The sequence below is a fragment of the Cedecea sp. Ae19-4 genome, from assembly GCF_059801165.1.
Window position 1 is genome coordinate 113,163 of sequence record NZ_JBCHWG010000002.1, and the last position, 26,448, is coordinate 139,610.

24 protein-coding genes and 2 pseudogenes are annotated in these 26,448 nt (G+C 56.0%); 10 read left to right on the plus strand and 16 right to left on the minus strand.

From position 1 onward, the window contains the following. Positions 1-164 precede the first annotated feature (164 nt). Positions 165-908: a UTRA domain-containing protein gene (locus AAIE02_RS13385; RefSeq protein WP_166994822.1), complete on the plus strand. Its 744-nt coding sequence runs from the start codon at positions 165-167 to the stop codon at positions 906-908. On the opposite strand, the gene AAIE02_RS13390 is transcribed toward AAIE02_RS13385, so the two are convergent. The 3 genes from AAIE02_RS13390 to ibpA all read right to left on the minus strand — a co-directional run bounded on the left by AAIE02_RS13390 (position 903) and on the right by ibpA (position 3,645). Further along, positions 903-2,561: a putative transporter gene (locus AAIE02_RS13390; protein WP_498532745.1), complete on the minus strand. Its 1,659-nt coding sequence runs from the start codon at positions 2,559-2,561 to the stop codon at positions 903-905. The two genes, AAIE02_RS13385 and AAIE02_RS13390, sit on opposite strands and share 6 nt — an antisense overlap. A 128-nt stretch (positions 2,562-2,689) precedes the next feature. Next, positions 2,690-3,118: a small heat shock chaperone IbpB gene (gene ibpB, locus AAIE02_RS13395; RefSeq protein ID WP_498532746.1), complete on the minus strand. Its 429-nt coding sequence runs from the start codon at positions 3,116-3,118 to the stop codon at positions 2,690-2,692. A gap of 113 nt (positions 3,119-3,231) precedes the next feature. Next, the gene (gene ibpA / locus AAIE02_RS13400; protein ID WP_008460663.1) at positions 3,232-3,645 is read right to left on the minus strand and encodes a small heat shock chaperone IbpA; all 414 of its coding nucleotides are present in this window, start codon (positions 3,643-3,645) and stop codon (positions 3,232-3,234) included. Between the two features lie 314 nt (positions 3,646-3,959). On the opposite strand from ibpA, the gene AAIE02_RS13405 reads away from it, so the two are divergent. Continuing rightward, entirely contained in the window at positions 3,960-4,292 is a 333-nt protein-coding gene (locus AAIE02_RS13405) for a YceK/YidQ family lipoprotein (protein WP_008460661.1), read from the plus strand. A 5-nt stretch (positions 4,293-4,297) separates the two neighbouring features. Here AAIE02_RS13405 and AAIE02_RS13410 read toward each other — a convergent pair whose 3' ends face one another. Both AAIE02_RS13410 and AAIE02_RS13415 read right to left on the minus strand, forming a co-directional pair. Beyond that, on the minus strand, positions 4,298-5,563 hold the full coding sequence (locus AAIE02_RS13410) for a YidR family protein (protein WP_498532982.1): 1,266 nt from the start codon (positions 5,561-5,563) through the stop codon (positions 4,298-4,300). A gap of 45 nt (positions 5,564-5,608) precedes the next feature. Continuing rightward, positions 5,609-6,484 (minus strand): annotated as a pseudogene (locus AAIE02_RS13415) (LysR substrate-binding domain-containing protein). Between the two features lie 130 nt (positions 6,485-6,614). On the opposite strand from AAIE02_RS13415, the gene AAIE02_RS13420 reads away from it, so the two are divergent. Further along, positions 6,615-7,736, plus strand: coding sequence for an agmatine deiminase family protein (locus AAIE02_RS13420; protein WP_498532747.1), 1,122 nt, complete (start codon positions 6,615-6,617; stop codon positions 7,734-7,736). A 36-nt stretch (positions 7,737-7,772) separates the two neighbouring features. Here the strand turns inward: AAIE02_RS13420 and AAIE02_RS13425 are convergent. From AAIE02_RS13425 to dnaA, 11 genes and pseudogenes are all read right to left on the minus strand, one after another. After that, a pseudogene (locus AAIE02_RS13425) lies at positions 7,773-9,109 on the minus strand (MFS transporter). A 65-nt stretch (positions 9,110-9,174) separates the two neighbouring features. Further along, positions 9,175-10,323 carry a galactonate dehydratase gene (gene dgoD / locus AAIE02_RS13430; RefSeq protein WP_498532748.1) on the minus strand — a complete coding sequence of 383 codons (1,149 nt, stop codon included), beginning with the start codon at positions 10,321-10,323 and terminating at the stop codon, positions 9,175-9,177. Beyond that, positions 10,320-10,937 carry a 2-dehydro-3-deoxy-6-phosphogalactonate aldolase gene (locus tag AAIE02_RS13435; RefSeq protein WP_498532749.1) on the minus strand — a complete coding sequence of 206 codons (618 nt, stop codon included), beginning with the start codon at positions 10,935-10,937 and terminating at the stop codon, positions 10,320-10,322. Before AAIE02_RS13435 ends, dgoD begins: the two co-directional genes overlap by 4 nt. Next, a complete protein-coding gene (locus AAIE02_RS13440; RefSeq protein ID WP_336983206.1) occupies positions 10,921-11,805 on the minus strand; it encodes a 2-dehydro-3-deoxygalactonokinase in 885 nt (294 codons plus the stop codon). The genes AAIE02_RS13435 and AAIE02_RS13440 overlap by 17 nt, the downstream gene beginning before the upstream one ends. Further along, positions 11,802-12,491, minus strand: a complete 690-nt coding sequence (dgoR, locus tag AAIE02_RS13445) for a D-galactonate utilization transcriptional regulator DgoR (RefSeq protein WP_039298749.1) — start codon at positions 12,489-12,491, stop codon at positions 11,802-11,804. Before dgoR ends, AAIE02_RS13440 begins: the two co-directional genes overlap by 4 nt. 227 nt (positions 12,492-12,718) lie before the next feature. Beyond that, positions 12,719-13,531 carry a sugar-phosphatase gene (gene yidA, locus AAIE02_RS13450; RefSeq protein ID WP_008460655.1) on the minus strand — a complete coding sequence of 271 codons (813 nt, stop codon included), beginning with the start codon at positions 13,529-13,531 and terminating at the stop codon, positions 12,719-12,721. Positions 13,532-13,679: 148 nt separating this feature from the next. Then, the gene (locus tag AAIE02_RS13455) at positions 13,680-14,078 is read right to left on the minus strand and encodes a YidB family protein (RefSeq protein WP_008460654.1); all 399 of its coding nucleotides are present in this window, start codon (positions 14,076-14,078) and stop codon (positions 13,680-13,682) included. Between the two features lie 230 nt (positions 14,079-14,308). Beyond that, on the minus strand, positions 14,309-16,723 hold the full coding sequence (gene gyrB, locus AAIE02_RS13460) for a DNA topoisomerase (ATP-hydrolyzing) subunit B (RefSeq protein WP_008460653.1): 2,415 nt from the start codon (positions 16,721-16,723) through the stop codon (positions 14,309-14,311). Between the two features lie 28 nt (positions 16,724-16,751). Further along, positions 16,752-17,825 carry a DNA replication/repair protein RecF gene (gene recF, locus AAIE02_RS13465; protein ID WP_039298758.1) on the minus strand — a complete coding sequence of 358 codons (1,074 nt, stop codon included), beginning with the start codon at positions 17,823-17,825 and terminating at the stop codon, positions 16,752-16,754. Then, positions 17,826-18,926: a DNA polymerase III subunit beta gene (dnaN, locus tag AAIE02_RS13470; RefSeq protein WP_008460651.1), complete on the minus strand. Its 1,101-nt coding sequence runs from the start codon at positions 18,924-18,926 to the stop codon at positions 17,826-17,828. A 4-nt stretch (positions 18,927-18,930) separates the two neighbouring features. Next, entirely contained in the window at positions 18,931-20,313 is a 1,383-nt protein-coding gene (gene dnaA / locus AAIE02_RS13475; RefSeq protein ID WP_008460649.1) for a chromosomal replication initiator protein DnaA, read from the minus strand. A gap of 593 nt (positions 20,314-20,906) precedes the next feature. Between dnaA and rpmH the strand changes: the two genes are divergently transcribed. The 7 genes from rpmH (at position 20,907) to AAIE02_RS13510 (ending at position 26,395) form a co-directional block, all read left to right on the plus strand. Continuing rightward, positions 20,907-21,047, plus strand: a complete 141-nt coding sequence (rpmH, locus tag AAIE02_RS13480) for a 50S ribosomal protein L34 (protein ID WP_003849659.1) — start codon at positions 20,907-20,909, stop codon at positions 21,045-21,047. Between the two features lie 17 nt (positions 21,048-21,064). Continuing rightward, the gene (gene rnpA, locus AAIE02_RS13485; protein WP_008460645.1) at positions 21,065-21,424 is read left to right on the plus strand and encodes a ribonuclease P protein component; all 360 of its coding nucleotides are present in this window, start codon (positions 21,065-21,067) and stop codon (positions 21,422-21,424) included. Continuing rightward, positions 21,388-21,645, plus strand: a complete 258-nt coding sequence (gene yidD / locus AAIE02_RS13490) for a membrane protein insertion efficiency factor YidD (protein ID WP_071530513.1) — start codon at positions 21,388-21,390, stop codon at positions 21,643-21,645. The genes rnpA and yidD overlap by 37 nt, the downstream gene beginning before the upstream one ends. Positions 21,646-21,647: 2 nt before the next feature. Beyond that, positions 21,648-23,291 (plus strand): membrane protein insertase YidC, encoded by a 1,644-nt coding sequence (gene yidC / locus AAIE02_RS13495; protein WP_498532750.1) that lies wholly within the window; start codon positions 21,648-21,650, stop codon positions 23,289-23,291. Positions 23,292-23,368: 77 nt separating this feature from the next. Then, on the plus strand, positions 23,369-24,733 hold the full coding sequence (mnmE, locus tag AAIE02_RS13500; protein ID WP_008460641.1) for a tRNA uridine-5-carboxymethylaminomethyl(34) synthesis GTPase MnmE: 1,365 nt from the start codon (positions 23,369-23,371) through the stop codon (positions 24,731-24,733). Positions 24,734-25,052: 319 nt separating this feature from the next. Further along, entirely contained in the window at positions 25,053-25,811 is a 759-nt protein-coding gene (locus AAIE02_RS13505; protein ID WP_008460638.1) for a 4'-phosphopantetheinyl transferase family protein, read from the plus strand. A gap of 17 nt (positions 25,812-25,828) precedes the next feature. After that, a complete protein-coding gene (locus AAIE02_RS13510) occupies positions 25,829-26,395 on the plus strand; it encodes an NADPH-dependent FMN reductase (RefSeq protein WP_008460636.1) in 567 nt (188 codons plus the stop codon). Positions 26,396-26,448 lie beyond the last annotated feature (53 nt).

Consider the following 26,448-nt stretch of genomic DNA (forward strand, 5'->3'; position numbering starts at 1 on the left):
CTGAGGCTGAGGATATGAGCGCGGGCGGTGGCTCGCCGCGTCAGGCGCAGCGATTCGTGATCGTATTCATGGTTTTTATTTGGCCAAAGTTGTCTACTTTTAGAGTTAAAACTAGACAATTAACCGACATATAACGGCGTGATAAAGCCTGGAGATGTCCAGCTATGATCTACAAATCAATTGCCGACAGGCTACGGCTGCGGCTTAATTCTGCCGACTACACCCTAGGCAGCCCCCTGCCTGGGGAAAAGAAGCTGGCTGAAGAATTTGGCGTGTCGCGCATGACGATTCGTAAAGCGGTGGATTTGCTTGTGGGCTGGGGTCTGGTTAATCGCCGCCAGGGCAGCGGCACCTGGGTGACAAAAAAAGACGTTCACCACGAAACCACTAACCTGACGGGTTTTGTGGAAGTGATGCGCAGCCAGGGCAAAGAGGTGCTGAGCGAGGTGCTGGAATTTAACGTGATGCCCGCGCCCCCGGCGATAGCCAGCCTGCTGCGCATTAAGATCGACGAAAAAATCTATTACTCCCGCCGCGTGCGCGCCGTGAGCGGCAAGCCGCTGATGGTGGAAGACAGCTATATGCCGGTCAAACTCTTTCGCAACCTGTCCCTGGCCCACCTTGAGGGGTCAAAATTCAGCTATATCGAAGATGAATGCCAGATAGTCATCAGCGGCAACTATGAAACGCTGACGCCGGTACTCGCCGACGCAAAAACGGCAAAACTGCTGAACATCGCGGAGGCGACACCGATTTTGCGCATCACCTCGCTCTCCTACAGCGATAAAGGCGAGTTTCTTAACTATTCGGTGATGTTCAGAAATGCCAGCGAATATCAGGTGGATTACCACTTACGCCGGGATCATTCGAGGGTGCCGCCCGGCCAGTCGGGCGGCGGAGAGCTATAGTCCCCAGAACAGCAGCGCCAGCAGCTGGGGAGTAATAATGCGCAGGAACATCACCAGCGGGTAAACCGTAGCGTAAGAAAGCGCGGCGGCTCCACTGGTCGCATGCAGCCCGTTGGCAAAGGCCAGCGCAGGTGGGTCTGTCATCGAGCCCGCCAGCATGCCGCACAGCGTCAGGTAGTTCATCTTCACCAGCAGGCGAGCAAGCAGGCCGACGGTAATCAGCGGCACCGCGGTGATCAGAATGCCGTAGCCAATCCAGCTTACGCCGTCGCCCACCAGCAGCGTGTCGATAAAATCCCCGCCGGACTTGAGCCCGACCACCGCCAGAAACAGGACGATACCCAGCTCACGCAGCGCCAGGTTCGCGCTCGGCGGCATAAACCAGTAAAGCTTGCCGATGCTGCCGATGCGCCCGAGGATCAGCGCCATAATCAGCGGCCCACCAGCCAGGCCAAGGCGCAGCGCCGCCGGGAAACCGGGGATAAACAGCGGAATGGAGCCCAGCAGCACGCCAAGCCCGATGCCGATAAACACCGGCAGCATTTGCACCTGCTGCAACTTATGCTGCGCGTTACCGACCTCTGCGGCCACCGCGTCGATCGATTGAGGGCGTCCGACCAGGTTGAGGATGTCGCCGAATTGCAGGCTGGCGTTGCTGCTGGCCACCAGCTCGACCCCGGCGCGGTTAAGGCGAGATATCACCACGTCATATTTCTGCTTCAGATGCAGATCGCGGATCTTCTTGCCCAGAACCTTTTCGTTGGTCACCACGACGCGCTCAACCCGCAGATCCGTGCCTCGCGTGGAAAGCGAAGTATCCACTTCGTTGCCGATCACCAGTAGCGCTTTGTGCAGATCTTTTTCTGCCCCAACGAGGTGCAGCAGGTCGCCAGTCTGAACGAGGGTGCCTGGAGAAGGCACCATCAGCAGTTCGCCGCGCTTGAGGCGGGAGCAAATTATCTCGTCGCTGTTAAGAATAGGGATGTCCTGAATCATCAGACCGTTCAGGTTTGGGTTGGCGACGCAGATATTCATGGTGTGCAGCTGGGCGTGATTTTGGCCGCTGTTGGCTTCAAACTGCTGAGCTTCTTTGTCAACGCTGACGCGAAAGGCCATGCGTAACAGCCACATGGTCAGCAGGATGCCGCAAATCCCAAACGGATAGGCCATCGCGTAGCTCATCCCCATTTGGTCAACCAATTGCCCCGGCGTGCCGAGATCGGTCAGGATCTGCTGCCCGGCCCCCAGCGCTGGCGTGTTCGTAACGGCACCGGAGAAGATCCCCAATACCACCGGCAGCGGCACATCAAACAGCTTGTAGACCACGGCAGTGACCAACGCACCGAGCACAACGATAAGAATAGCGAACAAATTTAGCCGCAAGCCGGAAACGCGCAGGGATGAGAAGAAGCCGGGTCCGACCTGGATGCCTATCGTGTAAACAAACAGGATCAGCCCAAATTCCTGGATAAAGTGCAGCATGTCGCCGTTCAGGCCAATCCCGGCCTGATTGACAAAGTGGCCGACAATAATGCCGCCAAACAGCACGCCTCCGATCCCGAAGCCTACCCCGCGGATCTTGATATTACCGATCCACAATCCCACGACGGCAACCAGCGCCAGCATGCTGACGGTTAACGCTATTCCACTCATATATAATCCCTGTGAATAACATTATTGTTACTAAGGATTCTGGCAGAGCTATGGGGAGGATAATGGGGTGCGGAGCACAAAAAAGGCCCCATTTTCAGGGGCCTTAATACTTCATATGGGAAAATTATTTAGCTATTCAGCGCCGGGCGTTCGCTAATGGCGATCCGCTGCGGAGCAACCGCTTCCGGGATGTCCCTCACCAGGTCAATGTGCAGCAAGCCGTTGGTGAACGTTGCCCCTGAGACCTGCATATGCTCGGCCAGGGTAAAGCTCAGGCTGAACGGCTGAGTCATCAGCCCCTGATGCAGCCAGTTGGTCTCTTTTTCCGGTTTAACCGGGGTGCCCTTCACGCTCAGGCGGGTGCCTTCCAGCTCGATATCAAGATCTTCCTGGCGGAAACCGGCCAAAGCCAGCGTGATGCGGTAATGGTTATCGTCGCTTTTTTCGATGTTGTACGGCGGGAAGCCCTGGCTTTCACCGCTGGACTGCAGCGCGTTGGCCAGTTTATCGAAGCCGATCCATTGACGCAGAAGTGGGGATAAATCGTAGTTACGCATAGTGTTTTCTCCTTCTTTGAAGCAAGAAATAACCTGCCCGCATGCGAACGGGCATTGGCTCCCTGACGGCAAGCCAGCTTGATGACGGGCCGCGCACGGCGCGACCGCATGAATTAGTTGATTTCGATGCGGCGAGGCTTCATCGATTCAGGAATTTCGCGTTCCAGGCTGATGTACAGCAGGCCGTTGACCAGGTTTGCGCCACGAACGTGGATGTTTTCCGCCAGCTGGAATTTGCGCTCGAAGTTGCGTTCGGCAATGCCCTGGTAGAGGTAAGTCCGCTCTTGCTGCTCGCCCGCGTGCGCCCCTTTGACGATAAGCAAGTTATCCTGGGCAGTGATCTCAAGTTCGCTTTCTGCGAAACCGGCGACGGCGATAGCAATGCGATAGTGGTTTTCGTCCACTAATTCAACGTTGTACGGAGGGTAGCCGCCGTTACTTTGGCTCTGGTTGCTTTCCAGCAGATTAAACAGACGGTCAAAACCAATGGCGGAACGGTACAGCGGAGAAAGATCGAAGTTACGCATAATAAAAAGCTCCTGAAATCAGCGAGTAAGATGTAAAAGCCTTCCCTTTGGACAGGCCATGAACCTGAGTACCCAATCGGCGTACTCTCTCTGGCTACCCTACTAAAATGTGGCTTGCTTAAAATTTTTCAAGGCGCCTGAACGCAAATTTTTTGCGTGAATGGCTTTCCTTACTTAGACTGGCAAACAGCATAAAAGGTTAAAAATATGCGATAGCCGCCGCAGAGCGGAACGAGGAACATTTTTAAATCACGGGCGGGTGTTATAACTCCGCTGGGGCTGGTACTCCGCCAACCATTGAAGATGACAGCAAAATGATAATGAGAAACTGGTTTCCAACTCTGGTGATTAGCAGCGGGCTGTTATTACTGACCGGCTGCTCAAGTATGATGTCACACAGCGGCGGCAAAGAAGGCTTGTATCCTGGTACCCGAGCCAGTGCAGCAACGCTTGGCGACGACGACACCAGTTGGGCAATCAAGCCGCTGGTTGCGCTGGACCTGCCGTTTACCGCCGTGCTCGACACGGTGCTGCTGCCGTGGGATATGTTCCGCAAGGACAATTCGGTGAGATCGCGTGTGGAAGCCAGCGAGCAACAGAATCTGGCCACTAACGCCGTTATCCCACCGGCAGAACTGCCTCACTGAATCATTTACAGGCCGGTCTCCGCGCTCCATAACTGGCGGAAACCGTCGGCGTCCTGCATCCAGGCAACCTGCTTGCCGTTCGGGGAGAAGACGATGGCATCGCCAGAAGGTGCTTCGCCCTCTGCCGAACTTAATGGCGTAATGACCCCGCTTTGCGCGTCACACAGCACCACACGCCCCTGCTGCACAAACCCAAGAGCTTTACCTGAAGGATGCCAGTTAAAGGCCGACTGAATGTCGTGCTCACCGTGGGTAACCTGCCGGGGCTCACCGCCGTTCGGGGATATCACCCAAAGCTGCACCACGCCGCTGTCGTCGCGCATCAGGAAGGCAAGCTGGCTGCCGTCCGGGCTGCTGCGGATCCAGTGCCGGGGCTGATTCACCAGACCCGGATAACGGCGCTGATGGGTAAAGGTCAGCCGACGTTGCATCACGCTTTTTGGCGGCGCTGGCAACGTCGTGGCGGTGCCACACAGCGGTTCACTTCCGGCCTGCTGGTAAGCCTGCGGCTCATTGGGAAGGTCCACGATAAACAGCTCGGGCACCTTCTCGCCGTTTGCTAACCGAGTATCGCCGATAAACGCCAGCGCCCAGCGTTGAACGCTGCCGTCTGGCTTCCGGTAGCCATGTTCCCCGACCCAGCCTTCTTCGTAGGCACGGTTAATCTCATCGCTGCCGGGCTCTGGCTCTGCCGTCGTGCGGCTCACCAGCACGCAATAATGGCTCCCGCCGTATTCTCGTGGATGCTGTTTAGCCGGCATCACGGGGCCAAACGGCAGCGCGACGCCGACGTTACGCAGGTCGAGGCGCGCATCAAGCTCGTGCATAACGTGGTCGTTGTAGGTGAAGCTCAAGCGACTGCCGTCCGGGCTCCAGACGTGAACATGGCTGCCGCCGCGCAGCGCCCCTGGGGTATAGGGCGAGGTAATGTCCATTGCATCAAGATTGCTGGCCTCACCCTGCGCCACAACCACGCCACGGCGGTGGTGGAAGTCATAGTGCCAGTCGACGTCCGGGTTTTCCGGGCCATGGATAAAAACGTAGCGCTCCGGCTGCCGTGGGTTCACGGTCACCACGCCAACGTGGGCGCCTTCAGGGGCGCGATAAACCACCTCGACGTCACCGTTCTGGATATTAACTCGCTCGATGGTTGTGCCGGTAAAAGAGGCTCCCGAAGGCCGAACGTCGAAGGCCAGCCACTGGCTGTCCGGCGTCCAGGTGTTAACGTTGGTAAGCTGATGATGACGCGGTGCGAAGGTGAGTTGTTTGATCACGATTTTGCCCTGAAGCGCTGAGTACGCCTCAGGGTAAAAGAATTAGCCAGGCCTTTCCACTTTGCCAGGCAACCTGCCCCGGAGCCACGCGCAAAACTGGCGGGTTAACGGGTCATTTTCGCTTTCACGATGGATAAGCCACGCCCAGTCAGCGCCGCGCACGGTTTGCTCCACCAGCGGGCGAAGTTGCTCAATTTCCCTTTTTCTTTCTGCCAGCAGCTGGCTGACAAGCGCAATACCCAGCCCGTCTGCGGCGGCGTCAAGCAACAATCCAGGATCGGAGAAATTCATCCCCTGGCTTTGCTGGCCGACGTCCACCCCGCCAGCCACGCTCCAGTGCTCCCAGCTCATCTCGCGTTCGCCGTGCAGCGTTAGTCGCTGCTCTACCGGCAAATCCTGCACGGCGGGATGGCTGGCCGGATAAAGTCTATCCTTGTACAACACCTCGAAAAGACATTCTGCCTGCTGGCTGAGGTCATCCCGGATAGCCACATCTACGGTTTCGCTGGCCATATCCGGCGGGTCGAAGCTGGTGAACAGTCAAAGATCGGTCTGCGGATACCGGCGATTAAAGTCCGCCAGATTAGGCAACAGCCAGTGCCTGGCGAAAGCGGGCGTGGTGTTCACGATAAGCTGATTCGGCTTGCGGTACTGATCGAGCCGACGAATACCCACCGCCAGCTGTTGCAGCATGACCTGCGCGGTGCTGTAGAGATCCTGGCCGGCGTCTGTCAGGCTGACGCTGCGCCCGCTGCGAAAGAACAGCGGCTGCTCCAGGTAAACCTCCAGGCTGCGGATTTGCTGGCTGATGGCCGACTGGGTCAGATGCAGTTCAGACGCAGCCTGGTGAAAGCTTCCCAGACGCGCGGCGGCTTCAAACCCACGCAGGGCATTTAACGGTGGCCAGTGTTTTAACATGTCGATAAGCCAGGCTAATCAGATGTCCGCTAAATATATCGTTGGAAGCCGAATTCAGCCAGTGATGAAATATCCATCTGTAATACTGAGCAGAATTTCTTACGTTAAAACAGCTATACGGGAGTCCGGTATGTCAACGCGTCGTGAATTTATTAAATGTGCCTCGGTGCTGGCCGGGATGGGTATGGCGGGTTCTCTCGGGCTGCCTGTTTCTGCCTTCGCGGCCGTTAGCCCGGGCTGGCGTATGCCTGACGAAGGAGAACCGCAGCAGCGTGCATTTATCGCGTTTGGCGCTCAGCGCGCCATCTGGAAAGATTTTACCCCTGACGTGCAGGATGCCCTGGGGCGCATCGCGCACGCCATCGCCGGTTACCAGCCGCTGACGGTATTTTGCCGGGAGCACGAACGCGCGCTGGCGGAGGAAAAATGCGGCAGCCACAACGTCACTTACGTGGTGACCGAGCTGGACGACATCTGGATGCGGGACACCGGCGCGTGCTTTGTCACTTCATCGGCAGGCAAACTCGCCGCCGTGGGCTTTAACTTCAACGGCTGGGGCAATAAGCAGCGGCACAGCAAAGACACGAAGCTGGCGGCATTTATGGCCGAAAAATACGGTGCAGCGCCGTTCATCCGCAACGCGCTGACGGGCGAAGGTGGCGGGATTGAAGTGGACGGGCACGGCACCGGCATCATGACCGAAAGCAGTTGGGTAAACGCCAACCGCAATCCGGGCTGGAGCCGCGACCGGGTAGAGCAGGAGCTGAAAACACAGCTTGGCCTGAAAAAGATCATCTGGCTGCCGGGCATCAAAGGCAAAGATATTACCGATGCCCATGTCGATTTTTACGCCCGTTTTGTTGAGCCCGGCATAGTGATCGCCAACCTCGATCCCGACCCGGATTCCTGGGACCACAAAGTGACGCAGACGCACCTGGACATCCTCAGGCAGGCCACTGACGCCGAGGGTCGCAGGCTACAGGTTCACACCGTCACACCACCGCAGGTCCCACGCGCAAGCCGCTTCAGCGAAGGAAACCCGGACTTTGCCGCCGGGTACATCAATTACTTCGTGATTAACGGCGCGATTATCGCCCCGGAGTTTGGCGATGAAGAGACGGACGAGGCAGCGCTTAGTTTGCTGTCGACGCTTTACCCTAAGCGTGAGGTTGTGCAGCTTAACATCGACGCAATTGCCGCCGGAGGCGGAGGGATTCACTGTGTAACAAATCAGTTACCCGCAGTGAAATAACAAAAGGGAGCGCACCTGGCGCTCCTTTTTCTCTAATCAACCGACCCTTTCTACTTTCCCTACCAGCAGGATGTAAGAAAGCGCACCTAACAGCGCTACCACAGAGATATAAACCAGCGCCGGGGCGAAGCCGTAGCTTTGGGCGAGATAGCCAATCACCAGCGGCACGGTGATCCCGCCCAGGCCGCCGACGAAGTTAAACACCCCGCCCGTCAGGCCAATCAGGCGCATTGGTGCCAGGGAGGACACCAGCGACCAGGTGATGGACGCAAAGCCGTTGCCGAAGAAGGCGATCGCCATCAGCGTCATGATCCATACCGGATCGTTGGTGTAGTTGGCACCCATAATACAGGTAGAGATCAGCAGCCCGCAGATGATGGGTGTTTTACGCGCGATCCCCAGGGAATACCCTTTCCGCACCAGGCGGTCCGCAACCCAGCCTGAAAGTAACACGCCGAAGAAGGCCGCCAGGAACGGCACCGTGGTCATAAATCCCGCCTTCAGCGCGGTAATGCCTTTTTCCTGCGTCAGGTAGTTCGGGAACCAGGTCAGGAAGAACCACAGGGTAGACGTAACAGCAAACTGCCCGAGGTACACGCCCACCAGCTTACGGTGGAACACAAGTTTCCAGTCGGCAGCGCTCAGCGGCTTACGCGCTTTCTTTTCTACAGGAGCATCGCCGTCCACCAGGCCACCGCCTTCGCGAATGTAGTCCAGCTCGGCGGAGTTTATGCCTTTACTCTTACGCGGCGGCTGATAAACCTTCAGCCAGATAATCGACCAGATGATGCCGATGCCACCGGTCACGATAAACACCCAGTGCCAGCTTAAAAGCTCCTGAATCCAGATCAACAGCGGCGTTAAAAACGCCAGGCCAACAAACTGCCCGGAGGTGTAAAAGCCTACTGCAGAAGCACGCTCGTGCTCCGGGAACCAGCTTGTCACCATGCGGTTATTGGTCGGGAATGCCGGAGCCTCAAAAATGCCGGTAATCGCACGCAGACCAATCAGCGACATCAGCCCGGTGGCGAATCCCTGAAAAAGCGTCGCGACGGACCAGCCGAAAATCGCAATGAAGTAGGTCAGACGAGAGCCTACGCGGTCGAGAAACCAGCCGCCCGGGATCTGGCACAGGGTATAAAGCCAGGCAAAGGCCGAGAAGATATAGCCCATTTCCGTTTTGGTGATGCCAAACTCTTCCTGAATATGGGCCGACGCGACCGCGAGGTTGGCACGGTCAACGTAGCAAATCACCACCGTAATAAAGATCATCACCAGCGTTAAATAACGGCGGCGCGTAGGTTTCGCCGCAGTTGCAGAAATATCCATGATATTTCGTCTCCAAAAAATGGCATAGCGAAGCTGATCACCATGCCCTGTTATACAGAGGGTGTTTATAATGTTTTATTTTTTACTGCTGACTTCTGGCGTTATTTCTTTACCATTCAGCCACGGAACCGTCGGCGTGGCGCCATAAAGGGTTTCGCCAGTCGGTAACGCTTTTACTGCGGGCAATCACCTGTTCTTCGTCAATTTCAACCCCAAGACCCGGTTTCATCAGCGGCAGGAAATAACCCCCGTCCATTTTAAAGTCATCTTTATTTTTCACGAAATCGAGTAGCTCGGCACCTTTGTTATAGTGAATGCCCATACTTTGCTCCTGGAATACCGCGTTACGAGAAACAAAGTCGATGTGCAAACAGGCTGCCAGTGCAATCGGCCCCAGCGGGCAATGCGGTGCCAGAGAAACATCATAAGCCTCTGCCATACCGGCAATTTTGTAGCATTCCGTGATACCGCCTGCGTGAGAGAGATCCGGCTGCAGAATGGCGATCCCACCCGCTTCCAGCACGCGCTTAAATTCAAAGCGGGAGAACATGCGTTCGCCTGCCGCGATAGGAATGTGCGTTTGCGCAGCCAGGCGTGGGTAATATTCCGCCTGCTCCGCCAGAACCGGCTCTTCAATAAACAGAGGGCGATACGGCTCAAGTTCTTTAATTAATACTTTTGCCATCGGGGCGCTTACTCGCCCATGAAAATCGAGACCAAATTCAATTTCATTGCCGAAGACTTCGCGAATTTGAGCCACGGTATTTACAGCAGCATCAACGGCGCGGGAATTATCAATAATGCCCATTTCCTCGCAGCCATTTAACTTAAAAGTATCAAAGCCAATTTTGCGTAATGACTTAATTCCGTCGATCACTTCCGCCGGGCGGTCGCCGCCTACCCAGCTGTAGGCTTTAATTTTATCCCGCACCAGGCCGCCCATCAGCTGCCATACCGGCGCGTTAAGCACCTTACCTTTAATATCCCACAGCGCCTGATCGATTCCGGCAATGGCGCTCATCAGAATCGGGCCACCGCGGTAGAACCCGCCGCGATACATCACCTGCCACAGGTCGTTAATGCGGGCCGGATCCTGGCCAATCAGGTATTCGCTTAGTTCATGCACCGCTGCCTCAACGCTGCGGGCGCGGCCTTCGATAACCGGCTCCCCCCAGCCCACTACGCCCTCGTCAGTCTCAATTTTCAGGAACATCCAGCGGGGCGGTAAACGGTACGTCGTCAGTTTGGTAATTTTCATTGCACGGCCTCTTGATACGCTTTAACAAATGCTTTTGCCCTTTCGCTGGTGCGGCTCACCGGCTGTCCGGTGCGGTATAAATCACTGCCCAGCCCCGCCCCGGCGCAGCCAGCCTGCAACCAGATGTGCAGGTTTTCCGGCGTGACACCCCCGACGGCAAACACCGGCACCTCTGGCGGAAGCACGGCTTTCAGCGCCTTGATGTAGTCCGGCCCGAAGGCAGAAGAAGGGAAAATTTTCAGCGTCTGCGCGCCCGCATCCAGCGCGGAAAAGGCTTCAGAGGCCGTCGCACAGCCCGCACAGACCGTCATACCGCTTGCCACGGCGCGGCGAATCACATCCGGCTGCGTGTTGGGTGTGACCATCAGCTTGCTACCCATCGCCGCCAGCTCGTCCACCTGATCCGCCTTGAGCACCGTGCCCGCCCCGATCAGCGCTTTATCGCCGAACTCCGCGACCATAGAGGCGATGCTTTGCTGCCACTGCGGGGAGTTGAGGGGAATTTCAACCGCATCAAACCCGGCGTCCAGCAGCGCGCTCACGTGCGCCTGAACCTCCTGCGGGGTGATGCCGCGTAAAATCGCGATCAGCGGAAGCTTAGTTTGCCACTGCATTTGCAATACTCCTTATTCCTGCCTGGAAAGCATTGTCGCCATCCACCACCTGGCTGCTAAAACCGAGCAGGGATAAAGCTGCCTGATAGCGAGCGCTAAGCGCGGGATTGGCCACAATGGTGACAGGCTGCCCGACCGGACAGGCGAAACGGCACGTCATCGTCGCCACTTCGCTGCCAATCAACAGCCCGGAAAGGAAATCGCTTACCTGCTCTCGGGGTAGCTGCCCCAGCACGTGCGCGGCGCGTACCTCAAAGAGCTGCGGCAGCAGGTCGCCATCATTGATTCCGCGTTCCAGCCCTGCACTAAACGCCTTCGGGCTGGCCTGTTGTTCCGGCAGACCGGCACCAATCAGGGAGTGCTGAAGCAGCAGATGATGCAGTTCACCGGTCAATACTGTGCGGAAATCGGCTACCGACTCATCATCCGTTTGCACCCATTTGCAGTGGGTACCGGGCATAATATAAAGCGGAGCAGGCTGCAACGAGCGGGCACCCAGCAGCTGGGTCTCTTCGCCGCGCATCACGTTTTGGTTATCTTCACGCTGCACACACAGGCCAGGGACTATCCACACCTGCTCAGCCACGGCGGTCATCTGCTCGCTGAAATTGGCAAAACGCGCGGGGCAGGTCAAATATGGGGCAATTTTCCAGCCCGCATTGCTGCCAACCATACCGGCCATCAACACAGGCGTGAGCGTATCTCGCCAGCCTACAACAATCTCACTAAACACCGCCTCCGGGGATCTGCCGCCCAGGCGAGTCACGCCTGAAGGACTTTTGCGGCTGTCGATGCATTCCCCGTCCTGGTAGAGCCAGGCGCGAAGGTTGGTCGACCCCCAGTCAATAGCGATGTAGCGAGATGTCATGTAATGTCCTTTAGTCGTTTAGTGGAGCTGGCGATCATGGTGAGCGCCGCCTGCTCCGCTGCTGCGCTGTCCTGATGACGGATCGCGTCATACAGCGCTTTATGTTCCTGAAGGGTTCTCGGCATGTTGGCCTCATCGCCCATCCAGGTTCGCTCAAAAACGGCCCGCTGCAGGGAGCTGATAGCAATACTCAACTGCTGCAAAACAGGGTTATGCACTGACTCCAACACCGCTTCGTGATAGCGGATATCCGCCTCGTTAAACGCATCGCGATTCTGGTTGTTCGCTACCATATCGTTCAGCGCACCTTCTATTCGGGCCAGATCATTCGATGTCGCGCGCTCCGCCGCCCAGCGAGCAATGGCGGGTTCAACCAGATTTCGCACTTCACTCATCGCGGCGATGAGGCGCGGGTCGTAGTCGTTCGCCAGCACCCACTGCAGCACCTCGGTATCGAGATAGTTCCACTGGTTACGGGGCTGAACGAACGCGCCGCGATAACGCTTCATTTCAATCAGCCGCTTTGCCATTAGCGAGCGAAACACTTCCCGAATGATGTTCCGCGAAGTTTCAAATTCTTCGCACAACTCGGCTTCTGCCGGTAATGCCGCGCCCGGCGCGTATTTGCCACTCACGATTTGCTGGCCCAGCGTGACGATGATGCGGTCGGTTTTATTGAGGGTCATGACGGGTTCCTTGTTCACAAAGTCTTACCCGCTACTTTACCGCTCCCGACGAATTTCACCGCATTTTTGAAGTACAAATGTGAGACCAACTACCGTTTCATTGCGCTCAATGTAGTACAATATATTCATGTTGTACTACAATATGGATCACATAATAGGCAAATGACGATCAAAAGGGTAAAAAAAAGCCCCGGCAGAGCCAGGGCAGCAAGCGCGAGAAACGGTCGTTAATTCAGCACAAACTTCTCGATAGCGTAGGCCACGCCGTCTTCCAGGTTGGATTTGGTGACGAAGTTGCTGACGGCTTTCACTTTGTCGGTCGCGTTGTCCATCGCCACGCCCATACCGGCGTATTCCAGCATTGCGATGTCGTTTTCCTGGTCGCCAATGGTCATCACTTCTTCCGGCTTAATGCCCAGTTTCTCCGCCAGTGACTTCACGCCGGTGCCTTTGTTGACGCGCTTGTCGAGGATTTCCAGGAAGTAAGGCGAGCTTTTCAGCAGCGTATACCGCTCAAAGACGTCGGCCGGGATTCGGGTGATGGCCTCATCGAGAATAGCCGGCTCGTCAATCATCATGACTTTCAGGAACTCGCCGTTTTTATCCATGTTTTCCGCTTCGCAGAACACCAAAGGAATACTGGCGATAAAGGACTCATGCACCGTGTAGTAGCTGATATCGCGGTTCGCGGTGTAAAGGGTATGACGATCCAGCGCATGGAAGTGTGAGCCCACTTCGCGGGACAGGTTTTCCAGGAAACGATAATCGTCATAGTTCAGCGCCGTCTGGGCGACGGTGCTGCCGTCGCTTGCCTTCTGCACCAGCGCGCCGTTGTAAGTGATGCAGTAGTCGCCGGGCTTATCCATCTGCAGCTCACGCAGGTAGCTTTCAACGCCAGCAAACGGACGACCGGTACAGATCACGACGTTCACGCCGCGCTCGCGCGCCGCCGCAACGGCCTGTTTTACCGCCGGAGAGATAGTGTGGTCTGGCAGCAGCAGCGTGCCATCCATATCAATTGCAATCAGTTTTATGGTCATGAGATCTTCAGAGGTAATGGATTTACCTCATGCTAACGCGATTCCGCTCAAAAAACAGCAGCAAACTCCGGGGAAAAGGGGGATGAGAGGCGGCAGGCAAACTCCTCTTTTAAAAGCCCCGGACATACAGCCGGGGCCAACAAAAAGGTCAGCTGAACAACTTACCTTTCAACAGGTTAACGCCAGCACTTAGCAAGTCGTTATGGGCTTCCGGCGTCACTTCACCGTTTGGCGACAGCGCGTCGATCACCTTCGGCAGGTATTCCGCCAGTAAAGCGGAAGCCGAGCCGGTATCCACGCCCAGTTTTTCCCCCAGCGCGGCAACGGACGGCGAACCCAGGGCCTGAGTTATCTGGTCGCCGCTCAGCGGCTGATTTGTACTGTTGCTGCTGAGCCACGAGGAGACGATTTCGCTTAAGCCGCCCTGGCGCAGCTTGTCCAGCAGCGCCTGAATACCGCCCTGCTGTTCTACCCAGCTTAGAATGGCCTGATATTTACCGGCGTCACCGTTCAGCAGCGAGCCCGCAACCTGATCAAAAAGTCCCATGGAGTTTCCCTCTGTGATGTAGAAAATCGACACCGGAAAGTATAGCGCCCATAAAAAAAGCCGTGCTAAAAGCACGGCTCCATCACGATGGTGAGGCAAAGGTATAGATGAAATACCAGAGGACACCAAAAAATAAACCAGGAAAATCAATTCATTGATTTTCGGCTGCTAGCCACAAAAAAGGAAAAGCCGTGCTAAAAGCACGGCTCTTTAGTCTGGCTGGGCAGGCCTTAGATATCGATGTTCGCCGCTTTCAGGGCGTTCTCTTCAATAAACGCACGACGTGGTTCAACCGCATCGCCCATCAGGGTGGTGAACAGCTGGTCCGCAGCAATCGCGTCTTTAACGGTCACGCGCAGCATGCGACGGCTGTCAGGATCCATGGTGGTTTCCCACAGCTGATCCGGGTTCATCTCGCCCAGGCCTTTATAGCGCTGGATTGCCAGACCACGGCGGGACTCTTTCTGCAGCCACTCCAGCGCCTGCTCGAAGCTGGTTACCGGCTGACGGCGTTCGCCGCGTTCGATAAACGCATCTTCCTCAATCAGGCCACGCAGCTTCTCACCGAGAGCGCAAAGACGGCCATATTCGCCCCCTTCCACAAACTCTTTTTCCAGCACGTAGTCAGTGTCCACGCCGTGAGTACGCACGCGTACAATCGGCTCAAACACGTTCAGCTCGCTGTTATGGTGAATATCGTATTTCCAGGTGCTGCCGTGCTGCTCTTTTTCGTTCAGCGTCACGGTCAGCGCAGAAATCCACTGCGTCACTTTCGCTTCGTCGGCCAGGTCGGCCACCTGCAGCGTTGGGTGATAAACCAGGTTGTTCAGCAGGTTGCGTGGATAACGGCGCTCCATGCGGCCAATCATTTTCTGCGCGGTGTTGTATTCCGCCACCAGCTTCTCGAGTGGTTCACCGGCCAGCGCAGGTGCACTTGCGTTGGTGTGCAGAGTCGCACCGTCAAGGGCGATAGCGATTTGGTACTGGTCCATCGCTTCATCGTCTTTGATGTACTGTTCTTGCTTGCCTTTCTTCACTTTGTACAGCGGCGGCTGTGCAATATAGACGTGGCCGCGCTCAACAATTTCAGGCATCTGACGGTAGAAGAAGGTCAGCAGCAGCGTACGAATGTGGGAACCGTCGACGTCCGCATCGGTCATGATGATGATGCTGTGGTAGCGCAGCTTGTCCGGGTTGTATTCGTCACGGCCAATGCCGCAGCCCAGCGCGGTGATAAGCGTCGCCACTTCCTGAGAAGAGAGCATCTTGTCGAAGCGCGCCTTCTCAACGTTAAGGATTTTACCTTTCAGCGGCAGGATCGCCTGGTTCTTACGGTTACGCCCCTGTTTTGCAGAGCCGCCCGCAGAGTCCCCTTCCACAAGGTACAGTTCAGACAGCGCCGGGTCGCGTTCCTGGCAGTCCGCCAGCTTACCAGGCAGGCCAGCCAGGTCGAGCGCGCCTTTACGGCGGGTCATTTCACGTGCGCGACGTGCAGCTTCACGAGCGCGCGCCGCATCAATAATTTTGCCGACAACGATTTTCGCGTCAGACGGGTTTTCCAGCAGGTATTCGGCCAGCAGTTCGTTCATCTGCTGCTCAACTGCGGATTTCACTTCCGAAGAAACCAGCTTGTCTTTGGTCTGGGAAGAGAATTTAGGATCCGGCACTTTCACGGAAACGACGGCAATCAGGCCTTCACGCGCATCGTCACCGGTGGCGCTGACTTTGGCTTTTTTGCTGTAGCCTTCTTTGTCCATGTAGGCGTTCAGGGTACGGGTCATCGCCGCGCGGAAGCCCGCAAGGTGAGTCCCGCCGTCGCGCTGAGGAATGTTGTTGGTAAAGCAGTAAATGTTTTCCTGGAAACCGTCGTTCCACTGCAGCGCCACTTCCACGCCGATACCGTCTTTTTCAGTGCTGAAATAGAACACGTTCGGGTGAATCGGGGTTTTGTTCTTGTTGAGGTACTCAACAAACGCCTTGATGCCGCCTTCGTAGTGGAAGTGATCCTGCTTGCCGTCGCGCTTGTCGATCAGGCGGATAGACACGCCAGAGTTCAGGAACGACAGCTCGCGCAGGCGCTTAGCCAGGATTTCGTATTCGAATTCGGTTACGTTGGTGAAGGTTTCATGGCTCGGCCAGAAACGCACCTGAGTCCCGGTCACATCGGCGTCACCGGTCACTGCCAGCGGAGCCTGAGGCTCACCGTGGATGTAGGTTTGCTGATGCACTTTACCTTCGCGGCGAATGACCAGCTCAAGCTTCTGGGACAGGGCGTTAACCACCGAGACGCCTACGCCGTGCAGGCCGCCGGACACCTTATAGGAGTTGTCATCAAACTTACCGCCAGCGTGCAGTACGGTCATGATAACCTGCGCGGCAGAAACGCCCTCTTCCGGGTGAATACCGGTAGGAATACCACGGCCATCATCGGTTACCGAGACGGAGTTATCCGCGTGGATAGTGACCACGATGTCTTTACAGTGGCCCGCGAGCGCTTCGTCGATAGCGTTATCCACGACCTCAAATACCATGTGGTGCAGACCGGTGCCGTCATCCGTATCGCCGATATACATGCCCGGGCGCTTACGTACCGCATCCAGCCCCTTAAGGACTTTGATACTGGAGGAGTCATAAGAATTCGACATCAACGTTTCTCGCTCATTTAATCTTGGGTTAATCCGCTATTTTACCCTGATCCACGGCGAACATCTTTGAATTTTTGTCCGCCATATCCATCACATGTTCGGCGCTGATCGCGCTAACAAAAACTTGTGACTCCGTGGCCTTTAACCGGCTGGCCAACAGGCCGCGCCTGGCGTCATCCAGTTCAGAGGCAAAATCATCTATCAGATACAGGCAACGCCGCCCGTTCTGCCGGGTGAGAAACTCACCCTGCGCCAGTCGTAAGGCGCACATCAGTAATTTAAGCTGCCCGCGCGAGAGCGTGTCTTCCACCGGCGCCCCGTCGGCACGAATACGAAAATCCGCTTTATGTGGGCCGTGCGCGGTATAGGTCAGCATCCGGTCGCGTTCGAAATTGCGCTCCAGCACTTCGCTATAGTCGCTCTCTTTCTCCCAGCCGCGCTGGAAAGAGAAGCTCAGGGCAAATTCCGGTAAAAACTGTGCGCAGGTATCGGCCATATCTTCCGCAATGGCGGCGCTGTAGTCGGCGCGCCAGCGGCTGATTTGCTCGGCCAGCGGAATCAGCTCCTGATCCCACGGGCGCAGCTGCGCGTAGCGTGTCACCTGGCGCAACGCGGCGTTACGTTGCTTCAGCAGGCGTTTGAGGTTACTCCAGGCCACAAAAAAGCCAGGTTCATTGTGAAAGCAGCCCCAATCAAGGAAAGCTCTACGGTATTTGGGGCCGCCGCCCAGCAAAGTAAACCCCTCGGGGGTAATCAGCTGCATCGGCATCATCATCGCCAGTTCGGCGATTTTGTGGCCGTCGCTGCCGTCAATACGTACTTTGCTGTCGCCGGTGCGGTCTTTGGTCAGGCCGATTGAGGTTTCCCTTTCACCGTCCTGAAGCCGCCCGTGCAAAACAAAAGCGTCCTGCTCATGGCGGATCACGCGTTCAATTTTCAGGCTGCGAAAAGCACGACCGTGCCCGAGGGTATAAATCGCCTCAAGCACGCTGGTTTTGCCGCTGCCGTTAGCACCGACCAGAAAATTAAAGCCAGGAGAAAGAGCGAGATCCGCGTTTTCGATGTTGCGAAAGTCTTTAATCAGCAAACGCGTAAGTGACATCTACAGTCTCATTGGCATAACAACATAGGCCGCCGCCTGGCTGGCCGCGTCTTCAATCTGCACGCTGGAAACGGAGTCGGTCAGCAGAATGCGGACGTTCTCACACTTCAGGGCGTTCAGCACGTCCAGCACATAGCTGACGTTGAAGCCGATTTCCATCTCGGTACCGTCGTAGGAAACGTCCAGAATCTCTTCTGCTTCTTCCTGCTCGGGGTTGTTTGCCGTGATTTTCAGCTGGTTCTCGCTGACGAACAGGCGCACGCCGCGGAATTTCTCGTTCGACAAAATCGCCGCACGGGCAAACGCCTGCTTCAACAGGTCGCAGCCTGCATCGAGGTGTTTATCTGGGTTCTTCGGCAGCACGCGACGGTAGTCCGGGAAGCGGCCATCCACCAGCTTGGAGGTAAAGATGAAGTCGCCGACGTGAGCGCGAATGTTATTGCTGCCGATTTGTACGTGCAGCGGGGTTTCACCGCCGTCGAGCATACGCATCAGCTCAATCACACCTTTACGGGGCACGATAACCGAATGATTAGGCAAAGGTTGACCAACCGGCATCGAACAAACCGCCAGGCGGTGGCCGTCCGTTGCGACGGTACGCAGGTCTTCGCCTTCGGTTTCGAACAGCATGCCGTTCAGGTAATAACGAACGTCCTGATGCGCCATAGAGAACTGCGTGGCTTCGATCAGGCGCTTCATGGTCGCCTGCGGCAGGGTAAATTCTACCTCGCTCTGCCAGTCGTCCAGGTTCGGGAAGTCTGCCGCCGGCAGCGTGGAAAGCGAAAAGCGGCTACGCCCGGAGCGCACCAGCATGCGGTCGCCCTCCAGCTGTACCGCAATTTCAGCGCCTTCCGGTAGGCCACGGCAGATATCGAAGAATTTACGTGCCGGTACGGTCGTTGCCCCAGGTTCATGAGGCTGTACCAGCGCCACGCGCGCCACCATCTCCATTTCCAGATCGGTACCGGTTAAAGAGAGTGCACCTTCAGCCACCTGCAGCAGCAGGTTGCCCAGGATAGGCAGAGTCGGGCGGCCTCCGAGGGGGCCACTTACCTGCTGCAGCGGTTTTAATAAATGTTCACGTTCAACGGTAAATTTCATAGCGTCACGAAGATAATGTTCTGATTAAATTGGAGAAATCTTCTTTGATATCGTGGCTTTCTTCACGCAACTGCTCAATCTTGCGGCAGGCATGTAAAACCGTGGTGTGGTCGCGTCCACCAAAAGCATCGCCAATTTCCGGCAGGCTATGGTTGGTCAGCTCTTTTGCCAGCGCCATCGCCATCTGGCGCGGACGGGCAACGGAACGGGAGCGACGCTTGGACAGCAAGTCAGCGACCTTAATTTTATAATACTCGGCCACCGTTTTCTGAATATTATCGATGGTGACCAGCTTCTCCTGAAGCGCAAGCAGATCGCGCAGCGCTTCACGCACGAAGTCGATGGTAATCGCCCGGCCGGTAAAATTGGCGTTGGCGATTACGCGGTTCAGCGCCCCTTCCAGCTCGCGGACGTTGGAGCGCAGTCGCTTGGCAATAAAGAAGGCCACTTCGCCCGGCAGACGGATATCGTTCTCGTCGGCCTTTTTCATCAGGATCGCCACACGGGTTTCAAGCTCCGGCGGCTCGATCGCCACCGTCAGCCCCCAGCCGAAACGGGATTTCAAACGATCCTCCACGCCGTTGATCTCTTTTGGATAGCGATCCGACGTCAGAATGATCTGTTGATTCCCTTCCAGCAGGGCATTAAAGGTGTGGAAAAACTCTTCCTGTGAACGTTCTTTATTGGCAAAAAACTGGATGTCATCGATAAGCAGCGCATCCACCGAACGGTAGTAGCGTTTGAACTCTTCGATGGCGTTATTCTGCAGTGCTTTAACCATGTCCTGAACAAAACGCTCAGAGTGCATGTACACCACTTTGGCATTCGGCTTGCGGGCCATGATGCCGTTACCCACCGCATGTAAAAGGTGCGTTTTACCTAAACCGGTGCCGCCATAAAGGAAGAGCGGGTTATACGCGCCGCCTGGGTTATCGGCCACCTGGCGTGCTGCCGCGCGAGCCAGCTGGTTCGATTTACCTTCAACGAAGTTATCAAAGGTGTGTTTCAGGTTAACGTTAGAACGGTAGGACGGCTCAGCAGGCGCAGGCATGTTATCCCAGCTTGGGCGCATCGGCGCTGCAGCGCGTGCAACCTGGGCAGGGGCCGCCGCGGTTGCCATAGCGGCAACGGGCTGAGTCACGGGTTTGCTGCCAACTTCGAAGCGTAATAAAGGTGCATCGCTGCCGCAAAAATCGTTGAGCAACCCATTGATATTATTTAAATATTTATCCCGCACCCAGTCGAGCACGAAACGATTAGGCGCGTACAAAGCCAGCGTGTTATCGCTCAGTTCCGCCTGTAGGGGGCGTATCCACATACTGAATTCTGTGGCTGGTAACTCATCCTGCAATCGGGCAAGACACTGCTGCCAAAGCGAAAGTGACACGGCGGACTCCACTCGAACAAAGTCGATAAAAAGACGAAGACTGAAAGTTATACATTCATGATTGTTGACACGCGCTCTCAGGCTGTGGGAGGCGCGCGAACCGCTATTTGCGGTTTCCCCGGTGAAGGCTGGATCACGATCGGGACCGCGGATCATAGCCTAAAGCGCGGCAGAGATCTTCTGTTTCTCACAGATTCTTCACGAATTATCCACAGGGAAGTTTTGAGCGGGTTAAGTGTAATCGATCCTGCCACACGTGCAGCGTATAACCGCCTCATATTGGAAAATTTAATGACTAGCGCACAAATATCGCTAAAGAGATCTGATGAAGATCCTCGTGGATCCTTGCGCTTTCACGGTAAGCCCGTATAATTCTCAACCCGTCGCGTAATGCCGCTGTCATTCAGCGGAGATCCGGGCCTCTTTTCGGGGTCAAAAAGGGCGCAGCAGTAAGGGAATTGAATTGACTCCGGAGTGTACAATTATTACAATCCGGCCTCTTTAATCAGCCACACTGAAGCGTAAGTCGTTCGCAGACCCTGTTGGGCATTACGCAAATCCAGTGAAATTTAATAGTTTAGGTAGAAATCGCCATGAAACGCACTTTTCAACCGTCTGTACTGAAGCGCAACCGTTCTCACGGCTTCCGTGCTCGTATGGCTACTAAAAATGGTCGTCAGGTTCTGGCACGTCGTCGTGCTAAAGGCCGTTCTCGTCTGACCGTTTCTAAGTAATAAAAGCTAACCCCTGCGTGGTTAAGCTAGCTTTTCCCAGGGAGTTACGCTTGTTAACTCCCCATCATTTCACATTCGTCTTCCAGCAGCCACAACGGGCTGGCACGCCGCAAATCACCATTCTCGGCCGCCTTAATTCGCTGGGGCATCCCCGCATCGGTCTCACCGTCGCTAAAAAAAACGTAAAACGCGCCCACGAACGCAATCGGATTAAACGTCTGACGCGTGAAAGCTTCCGTCTGCGTCAGCACGAACTGCCAGCAATGGATTTCGTGGTAGTAGCGAAGAAAGGGGTTGCCGATCTGGATAACCAGGCTTTATCGGAAGCATTGGAAAAGTTATGGCGCCGCCATTGTCGCCAGGCTCGCGGGTCCTGATAGCCCTTATCAGGGTCTATCAACGCCTGATTAGTCCGCTTCTCGGGCCGCATTGCCGTTTCACCCCAACCTGTTCTCACTACGGAATTGAGGCCTTGCGCAGGTTTGGAGTGTTAAAAGGCAGTTGGTTAACGATGAAACGCGTACTAAAATGCCACCCTTTGAACCCTGGTGGAGACGATCCCGTTCCGCCCGGACCTTTTGATACCAGAGAACACTAACGATGGATTCGCAACGCAATCTTTTTCTCATCGCTTTGTTGTTCGTGTCTTTCATGATCTGGCAAGCCTGGGAGCAGGACCACGCTCCTCAACCTCAGGTGCAGCAGACCACGCAGAACACGAACAGCCAGGGTAACGCCGCTAACCAGGGTGTGCCGGCCAGTGGCCAGGGAAAACTCATTACGGTTAAAACTGACGTTCTTGAACTGACCATCAACACCCGCGGTGGTGATGTAGAACAAGCGCTGTTGCCAACCTACCCGAAAGAGCTGAAATCCTCAGAGCCGTTCCAACTGCTGGAAACCACGCCTGAATTTATCTACCAGGCGCAGAGCGGCCTGACCGGTCGTGATGGCCCGGATAACCCGGCGAACGGCGATCGTCCGCTGTATAACGTCACTGCCGATACCTTCGCACTGGCGGATGGCCAGAACGAACTGGTTGTCCCGATGACGTTTACCGACGCCGCTGGCAACACCTTCACCAAGACCTTCACCCTGAAACGCGGTGAGTTCTCTGTCGGTGTGGACTACAACGTGAAGAACGTGGGCGAAAAACCGCTGGAGCTGGCAACCTTTGGTCAGCTGAAGCAGTCCATCAACCTGCCTTCTCACCGCGATACCGGCAGCAGCAACTTTGCGCTGCATACCTTCCGTGGTGCAGCGTACTCCACCCCGGACGCGAAATACGAAAAAGTTAAGTTCGACAACATCGCTGATGGTGAAAACCTGAACCTCAACGCTAACAGCGGTTGGGTGGCTATGCTGCAGCAGTACTTTGCTACCGCATGGGTGCCGCATACTCAGGGCGCGAACAACTTCTACACGACCAAGCTGAGCAACGACGTTGCGGCGATTGGCTATAAGTCTGCCTCGCAGATCGTCCAGCCAGGCCAGACCGCTCAGATGGGCAGCACCCTGTGGGTCGGTCCGGAAATTCAGGACAAAATGGCGGCCGTTGCGCCACACCTTGACCTGACCGTAGATTACGGCTGGCTGTGGTTCATCTCTCAACCGCTGTTTAAGCTGTTGAAATTTATCCACAGCTTCATCGGTAACTGGGGCTTCTCCATTATCGTTATCACCTTTATCGTTCGTGGCATCATGTACCCGCTGACCAAAGCGCAGTACACCTCGATGGCCAAAATGCGTATGCTGCAGCCAAAACTGGCGGCCATGCGTGAGCGTATCGGTGACGACAAGCAGCGTATGAGCCAGGAAATGATGGCGCTGTACAAAGCTGAGAAGGTTAACCCGCTGGGCGGCTGCTTCCCGCTGATCATCCAGATGCCAATCTTCCTGGCGCTGTACTACATGCTGATGGGCTCCGTTGAACTGCGCCACGCGCCGTTTGCACTGTGGATCCACGACCTGTCTGCACAGGACCCGTACTACATCCTGCCGATTCTGATGGGCGCCACGATGTTCTTCATCCAGAAGATGTCGCCGACCACCGTAACCGACCCGATGCAGCAGAAGATCATGACCTTTATGCCGGTCATCTTCACCGTGTTCTTCCTGTGGTTCCCGTCAGGTCTGGTGCTGTACTATATCGTCAGCAACCTGGTGACCATCCTTCAGCAGCAGCTGATTTATCGCGGTCTGGAAAAGCGTGGCCTGCATAGCCGCGACAAGAAAAAGACCTGATAATATTTGGCATTAAGCTTACGAAAGGCGGTCGATTGACCGCCTTTTTCTTTTTGATTCAAGGTCTGAGATAAACGATGAGCAATCATGACACTATCATTGCCCAGGCTACTCCGCCGGGGCGTGGCGGCGTAGGCATCCTGCGTATTTCCGGCCGCCAGGCGCGCGAGGTCGCAGAGGCGGTGCTCGGTAAGCTGCCGAAGCCGCGCTACGCGGATTACCTTCCCTTTCGCGATGCCGACGGTAGCGCGCTGGATCAGGGCATTGCACTGTGGTTTCCTGGCCCGAATTCCTTTACCGGTGAAGATGTTCTCGAACTGCAAGGGCACGGCGGCCCGGTCATCCTCGACCTGCTGCTAAAACGCATTCTGGCGCTGCCGGGTTTACGCATCGCCAACCCCGGTGAGTTTTCAGAACGCGCTTTCCTGAACGATAAGCTCGACCTGGCGCAGGCAGAGGCGATTGCCGACCTGATCGATGCCAGTTCCGAGCAGGCCGCTCGTTCAGCGCTTAATTCGCTGCAGGGGGCTTTCTCCGCGCGTATTAACCACCTGGTGGAAGCGCTGACTCACCTGCGTATTTACGTGGAAGCGGCTATCGATTTCCCGGATGAAGAGATCGACTTCCTCTCCGACGGTAAAATCGAAGCCCAGCTGCATCGGGTCATTGGCGATCTTGACGCGGTACGCGCCGAAGCCCGCCAGGGCAGCCTGCTGCGTGAAGGCATGAAAGTCGTTATTGCCGGCCGTCCAAACGCCGGTAAATCCAGCCTGTTGAATGCGCTGGCCGGGCGTGAAGCGGCTATCGTCACCGATATCGCCGGCACCACGCGTGACGTCCTGCGCGAACATATCCACATCGACGGAATGCCGCTGCATATCATCGATACCGCGGGCCTGCGCGAAGCCAGCGATGAAGTTGAACGCATCGGGATTGAACGTGCCTGGAAAGAGATTGAGCAGGCGGATCGCGTGTTGTTCATGGTGGACGGCACCACCACCGACGCCGTTGACCCGGCGGCGATTTGGCCTGATTTCATCGCCCGTCTGCCGGAGCGTTTGCCGATTACCGTGGTGCGCAATAAAGCGGACGTCACCGGCGAAACGCTTGGCCTGAGCGAAGTAAATGGTCACTCACTTGTTCGTCTTTCCGCCCGTACCGGGGAAGGTGTTGACGTGCTGCGCGCGCATCTGAAAGAGAGCATGGGCTTCGAAACCAACATGGAAGGCGGCTTCCTCGCCCGCCGCCGTCACCTGCAGGCGCTTGAGCAAGCCGCTGAACACCTGCAACAGGGCAAAGCCCAGCTGCTGGGTGCCTGGGCCGGAGAATTGCTGGCAGAAGAGCTGCGCCTGGCGCAGCAGAACTTAAGTGAAATCACCGGCGAATTTAGCTCTGACGACCTGTTAGGGCGCATCTTCTCTAGCTTCTGTATCGGGAAATAACCCTTACCGCCGCCCCGCGTCACACTTCAGAATGCGGGGCATTTTCCTCATATTTAAAATACTTCATCATTTCAAGACGATGTCTTCAGAACGACATTTTTAAGTGCTCCACTTACGCAAACCACTAAGAATTTTCCCAGGATTGAATATATAATATATTGCTCAAAAAATAGTTCATGCTATTGAAGAGCATCAATGACAGCGCATTGAGCCAGAGACTACTCTTCGATCCCTGACAAGATTCAGGATCGGACGCGGAGCGCTGTTTCAGCCACCCGAAACAGCATGACATCGACTGACCATTATCAAGGAGCGACAAATGGCGACGCATTTTGCAAGATGGGCTCTGAACCCTCCCAACCTCACTTCACCCCGACTGAACGACGAAATTCTTAACGCCGCCAGCCTGATGCCAGAACATCGCCGCACGCGCTATCTCGCGTCGCGTACGCTGGTCGCAGAGATGATGTTTATGCTGTACGGTACCCAGCGCCTGCCGCAAATCATTACGTCTACCGCAGGTCGCCCGCGCTTTGCCGACGCCGAACTGCCGGATTTCAGCATCGCCTACGCCGGTAACATGGTGGGCGTGCTGCTGGCAACCGAAGGGCGCTGCGGGCTGGACATGGAGCTTCGCCGCAGTTTCCAGGCCCCGTCCCCGGTTGTGCCACCGTCTCAGTCCAGCAGCAGCGAAATGACCTGGATCAATAACCAAAACGATCCCAACGAAGCCAGAACCCAGCTGCATACGCTGCGGCGCAGCGTCCTGAAACTAACGGACAATCCCCAGACCAGCCTCAGCACACTACAATTATTGCCAGGCTCTGGTCGTCTGCGCGTCATAAACGAGCCGCATATTGAAGCTATCAGCGATGCGGAAGATATCCTCATCTGGGGCTGTGCCGTGGCGCCAGGCGTGGAGCGCCTGAAGCTGTGGGAATTCGACGGCCAACAGGGCTGGAACGCCCTGCCGGATGCCGAAGCTCGCAGCCGAAGCGCTCAGGCGCGCATCATTCGCCTGACGGGTATATCATCAGAGGCAGCAACGCCGCATAACACATTTTCCCGAACGTCCTGACACATAAAGGAGTACCAATGTCTGATTCGTTGAAGATAGTGACTTTACTGGGGAGCCTGCGTAAGGGTTCATTTAACGCGATGGTCGCCCGTACGCTGCCGAACATCGCCCCGGCAGGCATGCAGATAGATGCCCTGCCTTCCATCGGCGATATCCCGCTGTACGATGCCGATATCCAGCAAGAAGACGGTTTCCCGCAGAGCGTGGAAGCCATTGCCGCACAAATCCGCCAGGCGGATGGCGTGGTGATTGTGACGCCGGAATACAACTATTCCGTGCCGGGTGGCCTGAAAAACGCCATCGACTGGCTTTCTCGTCTGCCTGAACAGCCGCTCGCCGGCAAGCCAGTGCTGATTCAAACCAGCTCCATGGGCGCTATCGGCGGCGCGCGCTGCCAGTATCACCTGCGCCAGATCCTCGTTTTCCTGGATGCGATGGTGATGAACAAGCCTGAGTTTATGGGCGGCGTGATTCAGAACAAAGTTGATCCGCAGAGCGGCGAAGTGGTGGATCAAAGCACGCTTGACCATCTGACCGGGCAGCTCACCGCCTTTGGCGATTACATCAAGCGCGTTAAAGCCTGATTCCAGGCCAAAAAAAACGCCAGTCGCATGACTGGCGTTGTTGTTTTTAGCGT

Bases quoted from the DNA above. Each gene is read 5' to 3' on its own strand.
- yidA (WP_008460655.1), bottom strand. From the start codon at position 13,531: ATGACCATAAAACTGATTGCAATTGATATGGATGGCACGCTGCTGCTG.
- ibpB (WP_498532746.1), bottom strand. From the start codon at position 3,118: ATGCGTAACTACGATTTATCCCCACTTCTGCGTCAATGGATCGGCTTC.
- mnmE (WP_008460641.1), top strand. From the start codon at position 23,369: ATGAGCAATCATGACACTATCATTGCCCAGGCTACTCCGCCGGGGCGT.
- dnaN (WP_008460651.1), bottom strand. From the start codon at position 18,926: ATGAAATTTACCGTTGAACGTGAACATTTATTAAAACCGCTGCAGCAG.
- AAIE02_RS13405 (WP_008460661.1), top strand. From the start codon at position 3,960: ATGATAATGAGAAACTGGTTTCCAACTCTGGTGATTAGCAGCGGGCTG.
- AAIE02_RS13385 (WP_166994822.1), top strand. From the start codon at position 165: ATGATCTACAAATCAATTGCCGACAGGCTACGGCTGCGGCTTAATTCT.
- dgoR (WP_039298749.1), bottom strand. From the start codon at position 12,491: ATGACCCTCAATAAAACCGACCGCATCATCGTCACGCTGGGCCAGCAA.
- AAIE02_RS13440 (WP_336983206.1), bottom strand. From the start codon at position 11,805: ATGACATCTCGCTACATCGCTATTGACTGGGGGTCGACCAACCTTCGC.
- yidC (WP_498532750.1), top strand. From the start codon at position 21,648: ATGGATTCGCAACGCAATCTTTTTCTCATCGCTTTGTTGTTCGTGTCT.
- AAIE02_RS13420 (WP_498532747.1), top strand. From the start codon at position 6,615: ATGTCAACGCGTCGTGAATTTATTAAATGTGCCTCGGTGCTGGCCGGG.
- rpmH (WP_003849659.1), top strand. From the start codon at position 20,907: ATGAAACGCACTTTTCAACCGTCTGTACTGAAGCGCAACCGTTCTCAC.
- AAIE02_RS13435 (WP_498532749.1), bottom strand. From the start codon at position 10,937: ATGCAGTGGCAAACTAAGCTTCCGCTGATCGCGATTTTACGCGGCATC.
- AAIE02_RS13390 (WP_498532745.1), bottom strand. From the start codon at position 2,561: ATGAGTGGAATAGCGTTAACCGTCAGCATGCTGGCGCTGGTTGCCGTC.
- gyrB (WP_008460653.1), bottom strand. From the start codon at position 16,723: ATGTCGAATTCTTATGACTCCTCCAGTATCAAAGTCCTTAAGGGGCTG.
- ibpA (WP_008460663.1), bottom strand. From the start codon at position 3,645: ATGCGTAACTTCGATCTTTCTCCGCTGTACCGTTCCGCCATTGGTTTT.
- dgoD (WP_498532748.1), bottom strand. From the start codon at position 10,323: ATGAAAATTACCAAACTGACGACGTACCGTTTACCGCCCCGCTGGATG.
- yidD (WP_071530513.1), top strand. From the start codon at position 21,388: ATGGCGCCGCCATTGTCGCCAGGCTCGCGGGTCCTGATAGCCCTTATC.
- AAIE02_RS13455 (WP_008460654.1), bottom strand. From the start codon at position 14,078: ATGGGACTTTTTGATCAGGTTGCGGGCTCGCTGCTGAACGGTGACGCC.
- AAIE02_RS13510 (WP_008460636.1), top strand. From the start codon at position 25,829: ATGTCTGATTCGTTGAAGATAGTGACTTTACTGGGGAGCCTGCGTAAG.
- recF (WP_039298758.1), bottom strand. From the start codon at position 17,825: ATGTCACTTACGCGTTTGCTGATTAAAGACTTTCGCAACATCGAAAAC.
- AAIE02_RS13505 (WP_008460638.1), top strand. From the start codon at position 25,053: ATGGCGACGCATTTTGCAAGATGGGCTCTGAACCCTCCCAACCTCACT.